The following is a 17,731-nucleotide window of genomic DNA, read 5'->3' on the forward strand; positions in this document are numbered from 1 at the left end:
GAATATTACGGAAACAAGGTGTAGTTTCATCCACTGGCAACGGTTCTACTTTAGCAGGTACCTTCTCACCACTTTCCAACACTTCAACAGCCGATTTGCCACCATAATAAAGATTGAATGTAATCGGCTCCGTCGGGATATCCATCATGGCAATATTACGTATCCAGATATTCTCAACAACTCCTCCGCGCCCACGCTTGCTCTTAAAACGCAAACCGACATCCGTCCCCAGGAACTGACAATTGCTGACAGAGACATTGCGTACACCACCACTCATTTCACTACCAACCACAAAACCACCGTGGCCTTTGAATACTGTACAACCATCTACCACCACATTCTCACAAACACGTCCCCGGCGGCGACCGTCTTCGTCTTTGCCACTCTTCAGACAAATACCATCATCGCCCACATCAAATGTAGAGTTCACAATCAGTGCATTCTTGCAAGATTCCAGATCCAGACCATCACCATTCTGCGCATAACTCGGATTACGAACCTGTACTTCTTCTATCAACACATTCTCACACATCAACGGATGCAGGTTCCATGCCGGTGAATTCTGGAAAATCACACCCTGCAACCATACATTCTTACACTCTATCAGGCTCACCATCACCGGACGAAGAAAATGACGCACACTCTGCCATTCTTCCTCGGTTTTCAGATTCTGAGGTACGTTCATATTACTGATAGTATCCCCTTTCAACGTCTGCGGATAAGGGAACCAGTAGGTGGGACGTTTATATACCCCACCCCGGGCGATAGTCTGTTTCCATACACCTTCTGTTACTTTCTCCCGTTTCAGAGGACGCCAATAATGTCCGTTACCATCAATGGCACCTTCTCCCGTTATCGCTACATTTTCCAGATTACGTCCGGAGACAGGCGATTGGCAACGGCGGGTATCCAATCCTTCAAATACAGTCTCTACCAATGGATAGAGGTCTACATCAGGTGAAAAGAGGATAACAGCACCCTTTTCCAAGTGCAGGTCAATATTACTTTTCAGGACAATAGGACCTGTAAACCAAACACCGGCAGGAACAATCAAATGTCCGCCCCCCTTTTCCGCCAAGGTATCAATAGCCTTGGCAAAAGCCGCCGTACAAAGTTCTTCGCCATTACCCACTGCACCAAAGTCAGCAAGGTTCACCTTGCGATCGGGGAATTTCGGCGCTTCTACCCTTGGCATATCAAAAGGCAGGTCTTTATATACTGCTTCATACTTATACGTTGAAGATTGGCAAGCACTGAGCAACCACAGACACACGGCTGCAATCACATACAATTGTTTCGTCATTCTTAGTTCTTTTTTATTTATAATCAGATATTTATTTCTATTCTCCCAGATAGAAGGAAGGTACGGGCGCTTGTGGATATCCCATGCTGCGATGCGCCACATAGCTACGATAAAGCGGATCTTGCATCAGCGTTACGCGGCGGTCGCGAGCCGGAATATTGGTATGATAGATACGCAACTCTCCCGGCAAAGCAGTAATCAGTTCTTCACGCCAATCACCTTCCAGGTCAGCTATCATCAAGATATCACCTTCGATTCCTTCAGTCAACACTTCTCCCTGCCATTTCCAGATGCTTTGTTTGCGCCCACCTGAAGATGAAGAAGCTCCCCAGCGGTTATCATCTCCTTTAAAAGTCTCACGCAGTAGATCCGCATCCCACCATATCCAATTACGGCAACCGGGTACTTCCGCATTTGTAGTGTTTATTTTCTTGCCATCGGCAGTGAGCAGGTATTTATCCGTGCTGCCACCTTTACGGTCTTCACTGGCAAAACATTCCATACCGGGATGTGAAGAATCAAAATCGGCCACCATACCGTCACCTACATGATAGGTGGTCTGCCCGATTTTCCAGATCAATTTGCCGGTAGTTGCATCCACCACGGAAACACCGCGACCATCCTCTTTCTTCGGTTCACTCACCATAAACACCTGCATACCTTCCATATCAGGATGAAGTTTGCAGAGATAAGCCTTGTCACTATGCCCCAAACCGGAAGACCAAAGTAACGTACCATTATCATCGAGCATACACGAGCCTAACAGAATCTCATCCCGTCCGTCACCGTCCACATCAGCCGTCACCATGCTGTGCGCACCCATACTGCGCACAATGGGATTTTCTTCATCCCCATCCCAGCGCCAGGCACGTTGCAGTTTTCCGTCTTTCAGCATCCAGGCATCTACCACCATCAGTTTGTAAGTGCCGCGGGCAGCCAATATATAAGGTGTCTTTCCATCCAGATAAGCAACCCCCATTTGGTTACGGTTCTGGCGAATCAGATTTCCATAGCGGTCGTTCCGTTCAGGCCAGTCCACGCGATCTATCTCTTTACCGGTCATGCCATCCAGCACGGAGAGGTATTCACTGCCACCACAAACACGACCTTTTTCATTCTTTACATAGTCATCAGCAGCAGTCTTGATAGCAACTTCAGCTTTCCCATCTCCATTGAAATCGTATACTATGAAAGGAGAATACCAGATTCCCGGTTCGATACCCGGTCCCATATCATAGGTCCAGAGGTAGCTTCCGTCACTCAGGTAAGCAGATATTTTATATGTCTTTCCGGTTGTATCTCCGGGCATACCGGGGTCAACATTCGTTTCGGGAGTACGGATGATATAGTCATAAATACCGTCACCGTTCAAATCCGCTAAAGCGATCTTACCGGCTTTCACACCCTCTTTCAATGGAATAGAAGTATAAGGCTTCAATTCGGAAAGAATCACTTCCCGTTTCTCCGACAAGGCAGGTTTCTTTCCTTTCACCAGAACTTCCACCCAATAAGACGCCTTTTCGGCAGGAGTGACATCCATAAAGTCACAAGTCTGTGTAAGCGGCTTTTTAGTCAGGCGACGCGTTTTACCGTCAGCTTCCCGATAGACATGAAATGCAGTACCGGGAACATCCGATGCCAATAACCGCCAACTGAGATAAATACCTTTGCCATCGCGGGCAGGGGTTACTGTCAGTCCACGGTTCAGATTCTCAGTCACCCGTTCCCGGGCAAAACCTTCCACTAAGGGTTTCGGTTCATGCCTCGGATCAAGTATTTCATAGTAGTAATGCCTCTCGCGAGGGTCCTGGGCATTCAGAGTACTCGCCAACCCAAGCAGGCAGAGCATAATTAGATTCGATTTCATTGATTATCGCTTTAGTTTGAGGATGTACCGGAATCACCACAGATTACACAGATTTACACAGATATAAATATGATTATTAATGATAAAAAATAATCTGTGATAATCTGTGTAATCTGTGGTGCTTTCCTGTCTCCGAATTATAAAGTTCTTATTTCAAAGTCTGCATAGGAATCAAGTGTACAGGTCCCAGCAAACCGCTTGGAACCGGCTCCCATTTGCCATAATTATCCTTTTTATAATGGATATTCACAATATTGGCATCCTTATAAATACGCCAGGGAACGTCGCGCCGATCCATATCAGCAATACGGTTAGCGGGCAGATTGGTTACTTCCACCTCCAATGTATTCACGCCCGGACTAAGATACTTACCTACCAGACAACGATAAGAAACTGCAATAAGCGTAGCTACCGCCTGTCCGTTGATGCGTACACGGGCACTCTCACGAACATCCCCGAGGTCGAGCATCCACTCTTCGACATCGGCAGGACTCTTCAGTGTAAACGTAGTGGTATAGCAAGCAGCTCCCATCACATTCTTTGCACCTTCGGCAGGAATTTCCGTCCATGAGCCAAGAGATACACTGTCCGGAGTGGCAGCAACCGCAGGGCTTGCCTCTACAAAGCGGAATCCCCATTTACCGGTAAAAGAATAAGTTACCGGAGACGTCTTCTTCACATCGTTCTGCACCACAGGCGTCCAGTATCCATATTCGGGTGCAGAAACGTCCTGGTTCGCGAACGTCTTCAGGATAACAGATTCACCGGATGCCAATTGCAGGAACACTTCCGTCCTGTCATTATTCTGGCGCAACCGTGCCTTACCCGAGGTTCCGTTCATTGGATTATAAAGCATTGCCGAACGTGCCTGCACAGCCAAAGGTATCCAGTTTTCGGTATCTTCTGTTTTCAAAGCAGAGATGAAATAGTGGTGTCCTTCAGGATGCGAGCGGCGAATGCTGCTTAATCCGAAAGTTGTTTTCATCTCTTCGGGAACAGCAGCAGTGGCGGCCAGTGTACGAGCATAGTCTGCTCCAAAGAGAATATGTCCCTTTCCTTCCCGCTCCTTTATCTGTGCCAGCGCCTTATTGAACTCAGTACGGCGTCCTTCCAAAGTATTCAACCCCGGTACATCCTCCGGATATTGCTCCAGAAAAACAATCGTAGCACCTTCATCTGCCAGACGAAGCAGTTTCTCCAGTACATCGGCAGGCATCAGGCGGGCACCGGGAACTACCAGCGCTTTATAAGAGACACCACCGGAAGTCAATATCTTGCCGTCCTGACACATGGCATTACGGATGAAGTTATCAGAAATATAGTCCATATCATATCCCGCACTATAAATACGGTGCACCGCCTCTATAAAACGGGGAGCACGCTTTGCCATCTTATGAATATCGAAAAGCAACAAACGTCCGTCCAACTCATCCCACATGTCATATACAGGCAGATAAACCAGGAAGTCATTATCCGGTTGTCCCATTTGCAGGAAACTCTGGCAACGGGTGACATAATCGAAAAATGCAGGGGCATCCCGCCAAATATTATTCGTAGGACTCATATCAATGGAAGCATAGAACTTCCAACCCGGCCAGGCAGCCTCAGCGGGCGAGTAAGTGGTTCCATGAAAATACATGTGATTCACACCCGAGATAAACATCAGGTCCATATCGGGTTTGCACTGCGAAAGTGAAGTGCGGAAGTGCTCTGTCAGCCAAGTGAATGTTTCCGAAGTAGTAAACGGCTTTCCGGCAATATGCGCTGCCGAAGAAGCATATTTCAGCATGGAAAGATCAGAGTCGTTGGGACGCGTCAGCGAATCCTTACGCAATCCTCGGATACCGAAGTCGGACAGTCCGAACCCCTCACATTCGGGCACGTCGACCGTCGCATAAAGATCTATCAGATTACCGGGAGAACCGTGTGCCTGGTTACGGGTACGTGAACCATGTTTGTGCGCCCAGTCCGTCCACTGGCGGGTGAAGTTCTCCTGAAGCAGTTCGGCAAGAGTTTCGCGATAATCGGAGATAATGCGACGGGTAGTCTCTGTCCGGTTTTTCGAAAGGAAATCCGGAAGAAAGTGTTCCAGTTTATAGCCACGACGGCGGGCAAACTGTTCAAAAAGGTCGTCCGTCCAGTCGGCACCGTAAACTTCATAAGAGTCATTGAAAAAATTATGCGGATACTCTGTTGGAGTTCCGGCAGAACCATCAGTCGCCTTTCCGGCAAAAGCCCGTTCAAACCGGTTCAGATAATTGGATACTGCTTTTGCCGAAAAATGGTTCATCACATATCCTTCACCACCGGGAGCTGCACGCTTCACTTTCTGAAATGTCTTACCTACGAAAGCGGCAATCAGCCGCCACTCCCCTTTCGGAGCCTTCCATACCAGCTTTCCGTTCTCTATCTTCGAAGTCAGGTCATAGCAACGCACAGCCTTTTGTTCTTTCGGAGTAGCACCGTCAGTCAGCACTCTGAAAGCCATCAGCTTACACAGTTTGGCATACGGACGTTGTTTTTCATCCGTCACTTCTATCTTTGCTTTCAGGCGTTCACCACCCTTCAGTGTATATTCTTCAATCAGTAATTTACAGGCAGCATCTTCTATACCCACTTCCGGGCCACCGAAAGGCCAGCCCGTACCTGTGTTCATATCAATCTTCATACCCAGGCGTGCAGCTTCACTTTCCGTATGGCGTAACATTTGCATCCACCCGGGAGTCAGGAACTGAATTTCGTTTGCATCATTACCCTGCACCCCATAGATAGGAGTAACTTCCATCGTGCCCATCCCGGCTTTGGAATATGCTTCCAGGTTACGGGTCAGGTTAGCCGCATCTACCGCACTCCCCATCCACCACCAGCGAGCACCCGGTTTAGCTTCCGTAGTTACTTCAGGCCACGCTATATTTTGTGCGGAAAGGGTTCCGGCACAGAAAGAAGCAAAGATTATTGCCAATAAATTCTTTTTCATGATATATACTATTTATTCAGCTCCAGACAGCCCATAATGAATGGTCCTGTTGCTTTTGCATCATTATCCCGCATCTTCTCACCGATATAATATTCGAAGCTGCCATCGCGATACGGATGTCCGCCCAAGCCGCCCACCTGGCAGCAACGTGTCAGTGTCAGCGTACCATCCTGGCGTTCTACCATCAGTTTACTTTTCAATCCCTTGAAAGCCTTCTCAGCCACAGCACGATATTTCGGGTCAATATACCCTTTATTCACAGCTTTTGCATAAGCATACATGAATTGCGTGGTCACAGATGCTTCCGGGAAGTTTCCTTTCCGTTTCGGCTGGTCGAGTACCTGATACCACAAACCATTTTTGTCCTGATAAGCGGGCAACACTTCAGCCAGTCCCTGTATCCAGCCAATCATCCGGGCGCGTCCTTCGTGGTTTTCGGGAATGAAATCCAACGCATCCACCATCGCCATGAACCACCATCCGATACTCCGTCCCCAGAAGTTAGGCGAATGTCCTGTTTCCGGATCTGCCCAACGCTGGCTCTTGCTTTCATCCCAGGCATGATGATAAAGCCCGGTTTTGGCATCATACGTATGTTTCTGGCAAAGCGTAAACTGCTTTACCGCCTCATCAATCCATTCGGGTTTGTTGAACTCCGCACCATATTGTGCGAGGAAAGGAGATGCCATATATAAGCCATCCAGCCAAATCTGATGCTGATAGATCAGCTTATGCCAGTACGCGCCTTCCAGCGTGCGCGGATGGTTTTTCAGTTGCTTAACCAGGGCATCCATTGCTGTTTTATATTTCTCTTTGCCTGTTTCACGGTACAGGTCGAACAAAACCTTACCTGAATTTATATAATCGAGGTTGTATGTTTCCACATGATACAAATGGATTTCTCCTTTATCATTAATCAGCGAATCCGCCCATTGCTCCACATAGTCGAAATAACGGCGCTCTCCTGTCTTCTTCCACATCCGCAACATCGCACAGCAGCCTACACCCTGCGCATATCCAAAGAACAGACGCTTCCCATGATCCAACTGATGGGCTTTCGGAAAACGTACCATTTCCGAATCGGCAAACCAACGGGCATACGAATCCGGCTCCCACGTATCTGTACGGAAAGGAGTAGCCGGGAATCCGGCTTTATTACAAAGATTCACGCGGAAGAAATTGCAATATGCATAACGCACAGCTACCGGCACGGAAACCTGCGGAGCGGAAACTTCCAGTTTGTCTCCCCTGATTAGGGCCGTAGCGGGATAAAAGCGGCGATCTTCACCGGCAACGATAAAGCCTTTCACCGGTTCATTGTCCGGAGTCATCAGTCCGTCGTCAGCATAGTCAAAGCTCAATACGGCTTTATTCCCTTCCACCTTCATTGTCTTGAACAACGGGCCGGAATAAGTCACGTCCTTACCATATTGCTTTGCCAATGCCCAGGCAGCCAGACGTTCACCCGTCACTGTTTTATTGCGGGGATGGATATCGAGCGAGTCGCCCGCATCAGTGATAACTGCCATACCCACATTCTTGAGTCCGCTTTGCCAGGTCCGGAGTTGAGCTTCGCGGATAGTGGCCGGCTGTCCGTAGTGCGGAGCTATCTGCACAAAGTAGAATGGCATATCCGGCTGTTTCCACTCCTTACGCCAACTGTTTATCATATTGGTGAATACCTGCTGGTATTTATCGGCACGGATAGAGTTTGACTCTCCCTGATACCAGATATTTCCTTTTATCGTATATCCCAGAATGGGATGTATCATACCATTCCACAATGTTGCGGGTACTTTACAATAGTTTTTCTGTTGCTTCACGCCTTCCAATGCAAAGTCTTTCAGCACATCGGCATAAAGCGGATTTTTCTTCATTACATCCAGCTTTGTCCATGACTCCGCATGTGTTCCGCCCCAGGTAGACTGAATCAACCCTACGGGCATCTTCAGCTCTTTATATAACTTACGTCCGAAGACAAAGCCCACAGCCGAAAAGTCATACAGGTTCTTCGGATTGCAAACCAACCATTCCCCCTCACAGTCGTCCAATTCACCCTCGTGCGCCAACTGGTGTTTCACATGGAACAGGCGGATTTCCGGATAATCGGCATCCTTCAGTTCTTCCGCTTCATTCAGCATTCCGGTATTCCACTTCACATCCGGATGACGCGATACGGGGAACTCCATATTACTCTGTCCCGTACAAAGCCAAACTTCACCTATTAATACATTATTAATGGTAATCTCATTTTCACCGCTCACCGTAACGGACTGGTTGGTTATTGCCTTCGGTGTCTTCAGTTTCACGGTCCATTTACCATTGGCCGCAGCCTTGGCAGTCACAGCTTTATCCAGCCATGATGCTTTAACCGTTACTTTTTCTCCGGGCGCAGCTTTCCCCCACACATTCACCTGTGTGTTTTGCTGCAATACCATGTTGTCTGAAAAAATAGCAGGAAGTGTCACCTTTGCTTCTGCCGTGAGAGAAGCAATCAAAACGAATACAAGAAAAATAGAAAATCCAAGAAGCTTTTTCATGTGCCTTTAATAGTTTATAGATTCACATAGATTATTTTATAGAACATGCCAATACCTGACGGCACAAAAATAGGGGTTTCCACCGAAACCCCTTCTTTATATTTTGATAGTTTTCTTATTGCTTTTGTCGTTTCCATAAAAACAGAATTGGCATTATCTATCCCTTTATCTTCAGCCAGCCCCAAATCGTTTTCTTTCGGGAGATGCTAAGTAAAGCAGCCCCCATCAAGCAACAGGCACAGCGTAACTCTTTATTGGAAAGTTTATTAAGATTATCAACAATACCGGGTAAAGGGTAGTTCTCTTTAAAAAAGGAAAATACATCGGCTGAGTTTTCTAAGTCGGTTTTCATTTGGCAAGTGCAAGTAAAAGGTTCATCCATCGTGTTATAAGTTTTAAAGGTTGATGTCGCCCCTATACCTCTATAATAAAAGTGGCATGGGAACTATTAACATATTATCCACTTTCGAGGCTCTGGTAAACCGGTAAGAAAATAATAAGCAATAGCTCCACGCCACAAGATGTATATAACAAAGTTATATGCAATCCGGACGTGGAGACCTTCACTTATCATTCGCTCTTATTAAAAATGTACCAGATTTCCGAAAGTACGAATAATAAAATGATCTCCAAATCATAAACATATCCCTTCACCACTGAAGAAATATGCAACAAAGATACACAAAATATCGGAATAGATATCATAGGATACGGCAATTATCATTTAGCTCATTATGATAGAGAAAATGACTCTACCAACGTTTTAGAAATAATGTTCCCGACCGGAATAACGCAATCTAAGTATTGTAGAACGGTATGTTAAAGATACAAATGCCTATTTATCCCATACAAAAACAACGCAAACAATAAATTTCTTCTATTGGAAAAATAGTTCTCTATTTCCTACATCCTACACCGGAGACTTTTTTCATTTGATTATCAGACAAATAGATGCGTGGAAAATGATGTAGAATGGTGTAGGCAAATTTCATCCTACACCCCAAAAACAGGCTTTCAAAGCACTTTTTCTATTACAACCAGCTAATAATCAGACTCTCAATACGTTTTTTTACATACCTTACGCACATCCCCGTAAACACCTCTCTTTTACAAGAAAACAGAGGATATCTCTGCATTATTCTTCAAAAAACCTTCCTGATTCCTTTCATATCATAATATTAGGCGACGAAAAGAACTTGAAAATCCTGTTGCGAGATCTATAGATCCCACAATAGAATACTTAGGAACAATAAGAAAAATGAGAAGAAGGTCCTATGAAAACCCAACTTAGCCTTATTGTTTTTGTTCCTTTGCCCGTAACAAAACTTCGTTTCACAGTTGAGGGCTCTACGTTTTACAGTTGAGGGCTGTCGGTCCCACAACTGCGGGCTGCACAGCCTTCAATTGAAAAACGAGATTTTGCTTATAGCATAATAACATTAACATTAAGGCTTTAGGAGAAAAAGGAAGGAGCATATCAAGTTTTTCCTCTATCATTCAGCTTTCTATATAACGAGATAATGAAGTCTAACTCCTGCAAAGCGCTCTTTCTTATTTGCTTTACGGTGCAGGATTCATCTCCGTGAAACTCTGTGTTACTCCGTGGCGAATTAATTCATAACTCAATAGATATTTATTATCTTTGCTACAGAATTTCTAAACAACGAATGCTCCTTTAATGAAAAAGTTCCAAATGATATTACAAGAAAGAGTCAAACTGCTGCTGTTTGTCTTGCTTTCTATTAGTTTGAACTCTTTCTCTACCAATACCAAATTCTACAACATCAGTGACACCTATGGCATTACATCAGGAGAAGCATTTTCCATCTGTAAAGACCAGTATGGTTTTATCTGGACCTCCACCAAAACCGGCATTTTAAGAGTGACTGAAGGCGACTGCCGCAATTATGAACTTCCCTGCCGAACCACAGATTTTGTATTCGTAAAGCTGACTTATAGCAATTCACAACTGTTCTCCTACACCAATAACGGCCAAATATTCCATTATGACGAACCTACAGACCAGTTCTTCTTCCTGACAGACTTGCGGGAAGAAACCGATAATAGCCACATTACAATAGGAACCATCGTTGCCGATACAAGCAATGTACTTTGGATTGCTTCCTCGATCGGACTCTTTAAATATGAGAATAACATACTTACAAAAATCCCACAAACGGAAGAGGACATAAAGCATCTCACTTTTTATGACGGCAATCACTTATTCTATATTACATCGGCAGGCATTTCACTACTGAATATTTCGACATCAGAAAGCCGGCTTCTTTACTCAAACACTACGGAAGATTTCTTTCAGGTACCCAGCCTGTACTATGACGACCAGCTAAAACGTCTATGGATTGGAACCGGATCGGCCGGGCTTTTCTACTATGACATCATCCGGAAATCTTTATCAGATATCCCTATCAGAAACTTTCCGAAGCAACCCATTCTTGCTATCAGAAAGGATACCAAAAACACCCTTCTGATTGGTATTGACGGACAAGGTATCTGGAACATCAGCGAAAAAGGAGATACAATTCTCCATATATATAAGGAGGACCTGAACAATCCTTTTTCACTCCGGGGTGACGGAGTATATGATATTCTTTGCGACGGTTCAAAAAACTGGATAGCCACATTCACCGGAAAGCTGTCTTTCTTTGAAAACAACAACTCCCAGATCACACCGGTCACTTACCAGATAAACAACCCAAACTCCTTAGGAAACAACTACGTCAACCAGATCATTGAAGATCACGAAGGGCATATATGGTTTGCTACAAACAATGGTGTAAGCCGCTGGGATGCAGCATCCAACAAGTGGAAGCATTATTACCAGAATAAATCGGAACAGGCAAAGGTATTCTTATCTTTATGTGAAGATAACCAGGGACATATCTGGGCAGGAAGTTATTCTTCCGGCATCTATCTATTGGATCGTGAAACCGGAAAAACGCTGAAACATTACTCCTCCAAGACCAACACTCCCGGCTTTACTGGCGATTTCATCTTTGACTTTTTCGTGGATAAAGAAGGAGACGTGTGGATAGGCGGCAACCAAAAGCTATCCTGTTATCTGGTAAAAGAAGATCGTTTCCGTGAATATCCGGTCCAGCCCGTCAGCGCGTTTGCCGAACTTTCTCCGGGGAAACTGTTGCTTACAACCTCACGTGGTTTGTTGTTGCTGGATAAAAATCAGGGAACGGTGGAAACGTTAGTTGAAGGCAGTCTGACTCAGGACGTAGTAGTAACCGGCAATACAATATGGGTTGCCACTTGCAGAGACGGCCTGATAAGATATGACTATGACAAACAACAAACAGAGAGATTTACAACGGAATCCGGCCTGACGTCCAACTATGTGAACAGTATCTTATTTGACAGCGGTTTCTTATGGATTGGTACAGAACGAGGCTTATGCCGGCTCAATATCTTAAATAATACAATCCAACCCTACACATCGGTCTATTCCCTTTCAACCACGACTTTCTGCGTCAACTCCTGTACGCGGCTGAAGAATGGCAAGCTGATCTGGGGAACAAGCAACGGTGCAATCATGTTTGCGCCGGAACTGATTCAGGAAACCCCTCCACGAGGAAATATCTTTTTCCAGAATATCACCGTAGCAGGCCGCTCCATACGCACAATTCCCGGTTTATTAAACAATACTCCCGTTAATCAACAGAAGAATCTTTCCTTAAACTACACTCAGAACAATTTCATGTTAGAGCTGCTTCCAATAGGGAATTCTTCAGGAAACATGAAATTCTCGTGGCTATTAGAGGGATTGGACGCAAACTGGAGCCGCCCTTCGGAACTTCACTTTATTAATTATACCAACCTTCCGGGTGGAAACTTCAAATTACACATCAGGATGTACGACAGTTCTCTATCACAAATGATTGATGAACGCAGCCTGAACATACACGTCACGCCTCCTTTCTGGAAAACCTGGTGGTTTGCAGCTATCATCAGTCTATGCACCATCTGCTATATCATTTATGCTTTCAAAAGTTATTCGAACCGCTTGAAGCGGAAGAGTACCAATGACAGGCTTATTGCCGATGCTGTCCAGGCACTCATGCAAGAAAGAATGGCACAGGCAGAACCGGGCATCCGGGAAGAGCAGCCTGTGCCCCAGAGTAAGCCAAGTGATCCGTTCGTAAGCCGGGCAATTAGCATCATCAACGAAAACATTTCCAATAGCGAATTTGGAAAGGAAGAATTTGCCGCAGCCATGAATGTGAGTTCTTCACTTCTATATAAGAAAATTAAAACATTGACGGATCAATCGCCGTCTGACTTTATCAAGACCGTACGGATGAATCATGCTCTCAAACTTCTGCAATCCGGTCAATATACTGTAACCGAAGTTAGCGAACTTTCCGGTTTTTCAAGCCTCAGCATTTTCAGCCGCGCCTTCAAAAGCTATTTCGGCAAAACACCAACCGAAATCTAAGAAAAGCCTCAAAAATAAGGCCGGAGACCATTATGCAGGCCTTTTTTATCTGAAATGCAAAATGAAATATCTAAAATGAAAAGTCCTTTCCCTATCTCCTCCCCTAACTTTGCAGGCAGAACTTTTAGATTATCAGCAGAATGAAAAACATGTCACATCATCTACAGCTTATATTAATAATGCTGTTCAGTTTCGGGGCAACCGCCAACGGATATGCCCAGAATAAAAAAACAAACATTGCATCTGACTTTGACAAAGTGGGTTGGAAAGTAGGTATTCAGTCCTATACCTTCACCCGGTACTCCCTTTTTGACGCTATTGATGCTGCGGCGGATTTAGGTCTGAAATATGTAGAGGCTACAATCTGGCAAACCATAGAGAGGGGAAAAGAAGAACGATTCAATCCATGGCAAATGTCAGAAGAGACTAAACAAAAAATCAAGAACAAATGTCTGGAGAAGGATATAACACTTACTTCATTCTACTGCCGTCCAAGCAAGGAAGATGCAGAGAACGGACAAACAGAGAAATTGTTCCAATTCTGCAAAGAATGGCATATATCTTTGACTACCGATCCTGTCCGTATTGCAGAAGGTCCGGGAAGTATGGACTTCTATGACGAATTATGCCAAAAGTATGGCGTTTATATGTTTCTGACCAATCACCCCAAAGCACATGGTTCGCCTTATTGGAACCCCGTAGATGTATTGGCCGATTGTAAAAACAGGAGTAAATACATCGGTGCTTCTGTCGATGTAGGACACTTTATGCGCGATGGTACCAATGTATATGAGGCTGTTAGAAGCTACACCGATGCAGGTCGTATGTATCATTTTCATTTTCGTGATGTAGACCGTTGCGACAAAGAAGGAAAAGATGTAGCCTTGGGTGAAGGAGCAGCTCAAATCAAAGAACTGCTAACCTATCTTTATGAAAAAAGAGCTACTCCCGTTATCGTATTCGAATATGAAAGGGATCAGGATGAACCGTTGAAATACGTAACTCCCAGTGTGGGCTATCTTCATCAACTCAGTAAAGAATTGTTCGGAAATAGGAAAGCGAAAAACTCCAATAAGAATGAAACCGTAAAATTGTGGGCACAGAATGCCCGGACAGAAGGCGGATTAAAGGTATATGACAAAGATACATTAGCAACGATACATGGCTGGAATAACACGGATCAACTTATTTCGTGGAACACCTTCTCTAAAAAAGGGAACTATATCGTACGCATGAAGTATGCTGAACCCTACCAAGGTAGCGCCCTAACTGTGACGGCAGGACAACAGCAACTTGCCACATTGATTCAGCCGACCAACAATTGGAACGAATACCGGGAGATGGATTTAGGTGTCATAAATATTCCTGTTACAGGAGAAATAGATATTAAGCTCCAAGGCATCCAACTCTCTTTAGCAAAAGATGAGAAAGGCAGACTGGTACACAAAGAAGCACTACCCGATGTTCAATGCCTTTCACTGATACCAACAAAGGAAAAAGCGACTTCCACTCCAATGGACATACTGAAAGGATTCAAGGGAAAACCTCTCTTTAATGGAAAGACATTCAAAGGCTGGACTGGCAATAACGGCGACAACAGCATGAAGTGGTTTCGCATAGAAGAAGGTGCCATTATCGGCGGAAGCATAGAGAAGGATATTCCTAAAAATGAGTTCCTGCGTTCCGACCACGAATACAGTGACTTTGAACTCCGCCTGAAATTCAAAATTAACTGTGCGGATGACTCATATAATGCAGGTATCCAATTCCGTAGCCAACCCCAAACAGAAAAGAACAAAGAGCATGAAATGATAGGTTATCAGGCAGACATCATCTCATGGAAAAAAGGAGCGCTTTATGATGAGCAACGCCGGTGGGATTTCTTAGGTACGCCTCTCTGTAAAAACCCGGACTATAATCCCAAAGAGTGGAACTCATATATTATCCGTTGTGAAGGTCCGCGTATCCGCATCTGGCTGAATGGAACACAAACATTGGACTACATCGAGCCTTTCTCTGACTGCCCTCACCCGGATGCACAAATAGGTAAAATTCCACTGACAGGATACATCGCTTTACAAATTCACGAAGGTAAAGCTTGCGAGGCAATCTATAAAGATATTGAAATAGAAAAAATCAAATAGGAAATGAAAACAACAATCAAGTCCTTTCTGCTACTCTCCCTATTATCCATTCTATTGGCAGCATGTAGGGAAAAAGAGAATAAGGTCAAAACAATTTGTAATCCGGTAAACCTAAGTTATCGTTTTTCACTCGACTCTCCGTCCTGGCGTGAGGCAGCAGACCCCAGTATGATAAAATACAAAGGAGAATATTATCTTTTCCTTTCTAAATCCGGTGGTTATTTCCATTCAACAGATCTTGTTCATTGGGATTTAATAACCACTGACAGTCTTCCCATCGAGAAGTATGCTCCCACCGTTATGGAAATGGACGGAGAGATCTACTTCACGGCCTCCGTAGCCACCAACAAAATCTATAAAAGCGCTGATCCCAAATCAGGCAAATGGGAGTTGGTAACCGATCAGTTTCCTTATATCCTGGCAGACCCGATGTTGTTTTACGATTCAGATACTGACAAAGTATATCTATACTATGGTTCCGGTGCAGCCACTCCCATGATGGGAATGGAATTGGATAAAAAAACATTTATGCCCAAAGGGGAAGCCATTCCCTTATTTTACAGCAATGCTGAAAAATACGGTTGGGAAGTATCCGGAGACTATAATACCAATTACAAGCACACTTGCTGGCTTGAAGGCGCATGGATGAACCAATACAAAGGGAAGTATTACCTGCAATATGCAGTACCCGGTACCGAATTCAAAAGTTACAGCAACGGAGTTTACGTATCGGAAAATCCATTGGGCCCATTCACTTTACTCAAACATAATCCTTTCTCTTATAAACCCGAAGGTTTTGTCAACGGAACCGGACATGGCAGCACATTTCAGGATTTATATGGAAACTACTGGAATATCGGTACTTCCACAATCTCACGAAGGCACATGTTCGAAAGAAGGATTTCCCTATATCCAACCTTCTTTGACAAAGATGGGGATGTTTATGCATACACAGCATGGGGAGACTATCCTATGATTGTTCCTGATAAAAAAATATCTTCTCCACAAGATTTATTCCCGGGATGGATGCTCCTGTCTTATAAAAAGAAGGTAAAAGCGTCATCTACATTGGAAGGATATCCTACAGAGAATGCCGTGAATGAAGATATCAGAACATGGTGGAGCGCAAAAACCGCAGACAAAGGAGAGTTTATGACTGTTGATTTAGACCGGAACTCTAAAGTCTATGCCATTCAGGTCAACTTCGCCGACCAGGATGCTACCGCATTGGGAAAATCGGATTCCATATATTACCAATACCGGATAGAAGAATCCCAAGATGGGATTACATGGAATCTGTTAGTTGACAAATCAGAGAACAAAGTTGATGCTCCCAATGACTACATCCAATTGGACAAACCGGCAGACACCAGGTATATCCGTATCACCAATATCTATTTCCCTTCCGGCAAGTTTTCCATCTCCGGCTTAAGAGTGTTCGGGAAAGTGGATAAACCGGTTCCGGCAACTGCCCAATTCACGGAATTAACCAGAAACAACGATAACCGCAGAACCGTAAATCTGAGTTGGAGCAAAGTCAACGATGCTACCGGATACAATATCCGGTTCGGTACACAGAAAAGCAAATTATACCATAATTATCTGGTATATGAAGACAACAAGGTATCCATTAACATATTGAACGCTGACCAGACTTATTATTTCGCAATAGACAGTTTCAATGAAGCGGGTGTCACTATCGGAAAAGAAATCAAAACCATTCAATAAATATGCAATATCATGAAAACCACTTATTATCTTAGGAAATCACTTTTCTGCTTATTACTGTTTGCATCATTTGCATCAATCAGCAAGGCGGATTATCCATTGTTTTGGCAACGATATACAGCCGACCCATGGGGAATAGAATACAATGGACGACTGTACCTGTTTTGTTCGCATGATACCTATAGCCCTCAAAGAGGATACGGATATTTTATGAACGATATCACTTGTATCTCAACTGACGATCTAAAGAATTGGACAGACCACGGTGAAGTATTCCATGCCAAAGACTCAAGATGGGGAGCCCAATTGACCTGGGCGCCATGCGTTGTTTATCACAACAACCAATTCTATCTCTATTACGGTGACGGCAATTGCGGAGGTATTGGCGTAGCAACCAGTAACAGTCCAACCGGTCCTTATATAGACAATCGAGACAAACCCGTGGTAGATATGAATACTCCGGGAGTGCAACCCGGCAGCGGACAATGGGGAATGTGGTGTTTCGATCCAAGCGTATGGATAGAAGATGACGGACAGGCCTTCCTTTACTTCGGAGGGGGCGATCCCGGCAATTCACGAATCATTAAATTGAAAGATAACCTGACAGAAGTTGAAGGTAAGGCCATACACCCCAATACTCCCGGTTTCTTCGAAGCTTCATTTGTACATAAATATAAAAACAAGTATTATTATTCGTATGCCGGGCATCA

General features: G+C 44.5%; 9 protein-coding genes. 4 read left to right on the top strand and 5 right to left on the bottom strand.

What is annotated here, in order from left to right:
* The 5 genes from BACCELL_RS05265 to BACCELL_RS26800 form a co-directional block, all read right to left on the bottom strand.
* The coding region (locus tag BACCELL_RS05265; protein ID WP_007210558.1) for a glycoside hydrolase family 28 protein at positions 1-1,303 on the bottom strand (1,303 nt) is incomplete at its 3' end.
* 37 nt (positions 1,304-1,340) lie between these two features.
* Positions 1,341-3,170: a rhamnogalacturonan lyase family protein gene (locus BACCELL_RS05270; protein WP_007210559.1), complete on the bottom strand. Its 1,830-nt coding sequence runs from the start codon at positions 3,168-3,170 to the stop codon at positions 1,341-1,343.
* A gap of 148 nt (positions 3,171-3,318) precedes the next feature.
* Positions 3,319-6,147, bottom strand: a complete 2,829-nt coding sequence (locus tag BACCELL_RS05275) for an alpha-L-rhamnosidase (protein WP_007210560.1) — start codon at positions 6,145-6,147, stop codon at positions 3,319-3,321.
* Positions 6,148-6,155: 8 nt separating this feature from the next.
* Complete coding sequence (locus BACCELL_RS05280) at positions 6,156-8,687, bottom strand: glycoside hydrolase family 88 protein (protein WP_007210561.1); 2,532 nt, start codon at positions 8,685-8,687, stop codon at positions 6,156-6,158.
* A gap of 157 nt (positions 8,688-8,844) precedes the next feature.
* Entirely contained in the window at positions 8,845-9,069 is a 225-nt protein-coding gene (locus BACCELL_RS26800; RefSeq protein ID WP_007210563.1) for a hypothetical protein, read from the bottom strand.
* Between the two features lie 1,311 nt (positions 9,070-10,380).
* Here BACCELL_RS26800 and BACCELL_RS05290 point away from each other — a divergent pair.
* The 4 genes from BACCELL_RS05290 to BACCELL_RS27265 all read left to right on the top strand — a co-directional run.
* Complete coding sequence (locus tag BACCELL_RS05290; RefSeq protein ID WP_242577624.1) at positions 10,381-13,149, top strand: two-component regulator propeller domain-containing protein; 2,769 nt, start codon at positions 10,381-10,383, stop codon at positions 13,147-13,149.
* 140 nt (positions 13,150-13,289) lie between these two features.
* Complete coding sequence (locus tag BACCELL_RS05295) at positions 13,290-15,293, top strand: 3-keto-alpha-glucoside-1,2-lyase-like domain-containing protein (RefSeq protein ID WP_007210567.1); 2,004 nt, start codon at positions 13,290-13,292, stop codon at positions 15,291-15,293.
* 3 nt (positions 15,294-15,296) lie between these two features.
* Positions 15,297-17,021, top strand: coding sequence for a family 43 glycosylhydrolase (locus BACCELL_RS05300; RefSeq protein ID WP_007210568.1), 1,725 nt, complete (start codon positions 15,297-15,299; stop codon positions 17,019-17,021).
* Positions 17,022-17,033: 12 nt separating this feature from the next.
* The coding region (locus BACCELL_RS27265) for a family 43 glycosylhydrolase (RefSeq protein WP_044153390.1) at positions 17,034-17,731 on the top strand (698 nt) is incomplete at its 3' end.

The sequence above is a fragment of the Bacteroides cellulosilyticus DSM 14838 genome, assembly GCF_000158035.1.
In the GTDB taxonomy this organism is placed as follows: domain Bacteria; phylum Bacteroidota; class Bacteroidia; order Bacteroidales; family Bacteroidaceae; genus Bacteroides; species Bacteroides cellulosilyticus.

Bases quoted from the DNA above. Each gene is read 5' to 3' on its own strand.
- BACCELL_RS05290 (WP_242577624.1), top strand. From the start codon at position 10,381: ATGATATTACAAGAAAGAGTCAAACTGCTGCTGTTTGTCTTGCTTTCT.
- BACCELL_RS26800 (WP_007210563.1), bottom strand. From the start codon at position 9,069: ATGGATGAACCTTTTACTTGCACTTGCCAAATGAAAACCGACTTAGAA.
- BACCELL_RS05275 (WP_007210560.1), bottom strand. From the start codon at position 6,147: ATGAAAAAGAATTTATTGGCAATAATCTTTGCTTCTTTCTGTGCCGGA.
- BACCELL_RS05270 (WP_007210559.1), bottom strand. From the start codon at position 3,170: ATGAAATCGAATCTAATTATGCTCTGCCTGCTTGGGTTGGCGAGTACT.
- BACCELL_RS05300 (WP_007210568.1), top strand. From the start codon at position 15,297: ATGAAAACAACAATCAAGTCCTTTCTGCTACTCTCCCTATTATCCATT.
- BACCELL_RS05295 (WP_007210567.1), top strand. From the start codon at position 13,290: ATGAAAAACATGTCACATCATCTACAGCTTATATTAATAATGCTGTTC.
- BACCELL_RS05280 (WP_007210561.1), bottom strand. From the start codon at position 8,687: ATGAAAAAGCTTCTTGGATTTTCTATTTTTCTTGTATTCGTTTTGATT.